Genomic DNA, 4,885 nt, shown 5'->3' with positions numbered 1-4,885 from the left:
ATATTATTCGTATTCATTCGTCCCATTCGTTGATAAAAATCTTCTCCCATTCGTATTGGTTCGTGTGGTTTGTGGTAAAAAAATATAAAGCGATATCCATAATGTCAAGATACATTTTTATTCTTTTTTTCATCTTTCACTTGAACAGTATTATCAAAATATATTAAACAATTATTTTTCATTATAGAAAATTGATTAAATTCTACAGATGTATTATCTTTTAAAGAATATTTACTGTCCGATGAAGAATTATTTAAATAATTTGGTAATAAACCAGAATTGTCCAAATATGCATTATTCATACAAAATGCCTCCATCCTTCATATAATCGGTCATCTTGCACAATTACTTGATTCATTTGTATTGGCATTTGATTGGGACCCAAAACAGGTTGAGAAATTACTTGCTTGTTTAAAACACCTTCACTTATAAAAACATCAGAACCACCATCAATAGTTTCAATTATTGCTCTGTGAAAAGAATAGTTAACACTATTATTTTTCGCAAGTATTAATTGTGGGTCAAATGGATTATCTAATTCCATTTCAGTTTTTATATCATCATATATACTTTTTATAATATTATATAATGGATTATCTGGTTTTTCAATATTTAGTCCTAATTCCTCTTTTGCTTCTCTACGATAAATAGTATAATCATGGCTTCCTGATTCTTTGCAAAGAAAATTAATTATTTCTTTTTGTTTACTTCGTGAAATTTTTTGAAATTTTAACAGTTTTCTTGCAAGCATTTGTATTTGGGCTTTAATTCTATGCACTTCACCTAATGATAATGGATGTACTTTATTTGATAAATTATTTAAAATATTTGCCAACGCAGAGTTATTTCGTATTTTCAAATCATTTTTTGCCATTTCAATATATCCATTAATAAATTCGACATTAACAGGGACTCTTACTTGTTGATTGTTTATAATAACTTGCGGATTCAACATACTGTTTACACTAGGATCAATAGGACCTAAAGTTGCCTGTTTTGTCATTACTATTCTATCCGCACCTAAACAGATTAATGTTCCTGCACTATGACAGTGAAATGGTACAATGACTTCAAAATCTTTACAAAAATTACGAATAAGATTTACCAAACTCCATGCTGCTAATGTTTCTCCGCCTCGTGTATATAAAACAAGCGAGATTTTTTCTACATCACCAATTGTATCCAAATGGTTGATAAAAAATGACAGAATATCGGATGCTATTTTTGTTTCTAATCCTCTTCTATCACTGGTGGCGTATAGTATAACTTGAGAATTTCTTATGCTTGCAAGTTGTTTGAGCAAAGGAAGTCTGTCTGCCCTCATAAATCCTCCTATCCAACAGTTTAATCTAATAAATCATATTACGTCAATAGCAAAAAATCTTCCCCCTCAAGCCGTCAATGCCAAATTCATCTCATCCAACAACTTCTCGCATCCGTCCCCAAATAGCTCATAAAACCTGCCCAAACCGCCGTTTTTATCAAAGGGCGACAAATCCATGTCATCACGGGTAATGCTAAACGAAGCGGCGATAGAGTCCTTTATCATTCGCAACCATGTAACTTGTTCGGGGGTAAAGTGAACATTCCCGGCGTTTTTGGCGAAAATCCAGTTCTGAAAATTAACGTCTACCATATCGGAAAACGGACGCAAGTCACGGTCGATTCCAAGTTCAAAACGCAAAAGCGAAACTATGTCGGATAACATTCCTTCGGGGCTTTTTGCCTTTACTTTGCCGGGATTGGCGGTTTCGTAGGCTTGCCAGAGCAACGGCGTATTCAGGCTATACGGCGGTTTTTGCAGAATGGAATAAAGTACTTCTATCATGTCCAGAGTAAGGGGGCGGTTTTTCCAACTTTGATTGTAAATTATGGAAAGGGCGACAATGTCATCTTTGTGGTCGTTAATAAAATCCTTGAATCTGGCGATAAGTTTTTGGGCGTTTTCGCTGTGTTGGGAATCCCATGTAGACGCGGTCACATGGTCGATGTTTACCGTATCAATGATCTGATCATGGGCTTTACGGGCGTTTTCAATAAAGGTTCTCAGTGTTGGATTGTAAAAAGGATTTGCGGCTTCTTCCTTCATAACTTTTTGGGTTTCCTGTATCTGTTCTTCTGTAACATCATCTTCTGTAGAAAGATTATTTTCTTTTCTCGCACGTTCTTCAATAACATCGTCATTGAAAGCGTCAAGAAGCCGCTGTACCGTTATGCGAAGAGTTGTCCCGCTTGAAGTTTCGACATATTTATCCTGCTCCGCTTGAGTAAGTTCCTTGTCCAGCCGTGTAAGACGGCTCGCAAGGGACAAAAATACATCTTCATCACGGCTATTCATGGCGATACTCATCATCAGTTCATTCAAAGAAACATCGGGCTTGCGTTCAAGATGGCGGGAATCGGTTTTTAAGGATTTGGTAACGCCTACCGCATCTACAATTATAAAATGAGTTTTATTATTCGCCGCAGAAGGGGTAACTTTTTTCAGGCTGTCCTTGTCCAGAGTTCTGGTTCCCCTGCCCTTCATCTGCTCAAAATAACTTCTTGAACGGACATCTCGCATAAAAAGCAAACACTCTACCGGCTTTACGTCCGTGCCTGTGGCGATCATATCCACGGTAACGGCAATACGTGGATCGTAGTCATTTCTGAACGCCGACAAAACACTGTCGGCTTTATCGACACTGTAGGTGATCTTGCGGCAGAATTTATTGCCTGCCCCAAATTCCTCACGGACAATCTTAATAATGTCATCGGCGTGGCTGTCGGTTTTTGCGAAGATGATGGTTTTGGGAACTTCTTGCCGTCCGGGAAACATGGTTGGCAAGCCGTCCCTGAACGCCTTTACAACATTTCTAATCTGGCTTGGATTCACCACATCCTTGTCCAGTTGGTTTTTGGTATAAACCACGTCTTCATCAAGCTGTTCCCATCGTTTTTTACGACTCAGGCGTTCACGCCGTTCAACTAATTGTTTTGGAATGGACGCTCCTTTTTTGCTTATCTCGGTTTCGATAAGATAAATGTCATAGCCTACGTTTACATTGTCAATGACCGCCTGTTCGTGGGAATATTCGCTTACGACGTTTTCGTTGAAGAAGCCGAAAGTGCGCTTGTCGGGGGTGGCGGTAAGACCGATTAAAAAAGCGTCAAAATAGTCGAGTACCTGCTGCCAAATATTGTAAATTGAACGATGGCACTCATCAATGACGATAAAATCAAAAAATTCAGGCGGATATTTTTCGTTGTACACAACTTCACGAGGACTGCCTGATATTGTTTCTTCGTTAGGCGACACTTCTTCAAGACTTTCGTCCATGTCCTCGCCTTTCAGTATCGAGTACATTCTCTGAATGGTGCTGATACATACATGGCAATCGGCTGGAATAAAAGAACTGGAGAGCCGGCGGACATTATAGAGTTCGGGAAAACGACGATGATCATCATTGGGGATATAACCCAAAAATTCCTGTTCCGCCTGTGAACCCAGGTTTTTGGTATCCACCAGAAAAAGAATACGCTTTGCTCGCCCGTGTTTCAGCAGACGGTACACGTTTGTAATAGCGGTAAAGGTCTTGCCCGCTCCGGTCGCCATTTGGATCAACGCTCTTGGTTTATTGGCGGCAAATGATTTTTCCAGATTGATGATCGCTTTTGTTTGGCAATCACGGAAACCTTTTGAGTCGAAAGGGGGAAACTTTTTAAGGCGGTTGCGTAAGGTTGAGTTTTCTTTGGAAAGGGCAAACAAGGTTTCTGGTCGGTGAAAAGAAAAAACTTCCCTTGAGCGTTCATTTTCATCGGCGTAATCGGTAAAGCGGGTAATTATATCGGTAGATTCATACACAAAACGGATGGGATGCCCCGGTATCTGCCACTTTAAACTGCTGTTGGCATAACGAAGGCTTTGAACCTCCGATGAAGTGATATTCTGCCCTTCGTCTGATTTTTTGGCTTCCACTACGCCGATGGGATTTTTATCAATAAAAAGCAAATAGTCCGCAGGACCGGAACTTGTCGGAAATTCACGTACCGCCACGCCCAAAGAAGCGGCGGGATTAAATTCATCTTTATAATCTTGAAGCGTCCATCCTGACTCGGCGAGTTTTTTATCGATTACAAGTCTGGCTTTAGCTTCTGGATGCATTCCCTACCACCTCACGCAAACGCCCTTAGCCTGTGCGTGCTTTTTAATCTCCCCAATCGTGGTTTTCCCAAAGTGCAAGAGCGACGCTACAAGAGCGGCATCCGCTCCCGGCGTTTCTTCAGGTGAAAGTCCCTGCGGTGCTTCTTTTGAAGCGGTACTAAGCAAAACTTCCGCTATCTGATCCAGTGTCCCGGCTCCGCCCGAGGCGATTACAGGCACAGGGACGGCATTCAGTATCCGGCGGTTAAGCTCCAAATCGTAGCCGCCGCCAGTGCCGTCAGCGTCTATTGAGTTGAGTAAGATTTCGCCAGCACCAAGTTCAACTGCCCTAATCGCCCATTCAATTGCGTCAATACCTGTGTCGGTTCTGCCGCCGTGGGAATAGGCGTGCCAACGCAAGTTTCCGTTGCCCTCAACACGTTTTGCGTCTATCGAAAGCACGACACACTGACTACCATAAGCGTTTGCCATTTCACGTAACAGTTCAGGGCGGCTTAGGGCGGAAGTGCAAACAGAAACTTTGTCCGCGCCTGAGTTCATAGCGTCTCGCATGTCGTCAATTACACGGATGCCGCCACCTACGCATAAGGGGATAAAAACTTCGGCGGCTACTTTGCGAACAACGTCCAATAATGTGGCACGGCTTTTGTATGACGCACCTATGTCTAGGAAGGTGAGTTCGTCCGCACCGTCATCGTTATAGCGGCGTGCAAGTTCTACAGGGTCTCCTGCGTCTTGAAT

General features: G+C 41.7%; 3 protein-coding genes. All 3 read right to left on the bottom strand.

The window, feature by feature from the left end; genetic code table 11:
- Window positions 1–298: 298 nt before the first annotated feature.
- Entirely contained in the window at window positions 299–1,324 is a 1,026-nt protein-coding gene (locus ACYVTD_RS09745; RefSeq protein ID WP_461247585.1) for an SDH family Clp fold serine proteinase, read from the bottom strand.
- A gap of 66 nt (window positions 1,325–1,390) precedes the next feature.
- On the bottom strand, window positions 1,391–4,144 hold the full coding sequence (locus ACYVTD_RS09740) for a type I restriction endonuclease subunit R (RefSeq protein WP_461247584.1): 2,754 nt from the start codon (window positions 4,142–4,144) through the stop codon (window positions 1,391–1,393).
- Between the two features lie 3 nt (window positions 4,145–4,147).
- Window positions 4,148–4,885: imidazole glycerol phosphate synthase subunit HisF (gene hisF / locus ACYVTD_RS09735; protein ID WP_461247583.1), on the bottom strand; the 738-nt coding region annotated here is incomplete at its 5' end.

The organism is Treponema sp. R6D11, from assembly GCF_054786075.1.
Note: the sequence above shows the minus strand (reverse complement) of the source record. Positions and strands in the feature narration are given on the sequence as shown.